The organism is Polaromonas sp. P1_G1 (assembly GCF_056405595.1).
The window spans coordinates 1-518 of sequence record NZ_JBFUBU010000150.1 but is presented as its reverse complement, the minus strand read 5'-3'; the positions used below and the strand labels follow the sequence as shown (position 1 = coordinate 518).

Sequence of the window (518 nt, the reverse complement as noted above, 5' to 3'; positions counted from 1 at the left end):
GCTGCGCACATCCACCCACAGGGCCAACGCCACGGTGCCTATGCCAAACACCAGCGACACATCGCGCGTGAACTCCCACTCCCAGCCGTGGTCCGTCAGCAGCGCATTGGCCATGTCCATGCTCATGTACCAGAGCGTGCCCGCCAGCGGCATCACCATGAACGGCAGGCGATAGCGCCACAGCATCACCACGCCCGCGGCCAACGTGACAAATTCCAGCGTGAGCCAGCGCCAGTCAATGCGCGTGTGGTAACTGGAGAACGAATCTGGCCCGCCCGGCGGCCACTGCCCGGCCACGCTCTGTGCGCTCCAGGCCACCAGCGACACCAGACACACCGCCAGCGTGGCCAGCAGCCCCGCGGGTACGAACAAGCCACGCGCCTTGAAATGGTCTGCCACCTTCAGGCAGGCAATCAGGTACGCCAGGCCAATGCCCAGCAGCGCCACCGGCCCCACCGCCTGAAAGCCCAGCGTCATGAACAAGCTCATGGCGCCTATGGCCACCAGGCCGCCAAAGT

Annotated in this window: 1 pseudogene; it reads right to left on the bottom strand. The window is 65.6% G+C overall.

The annotated features are described in order from the left end of the window. Positions 1 to 518: pseudogene (locus AC1D1Y_RS26195) on the bottom strand (DUF2157 domain-containing protein); the annotation flags it as partial.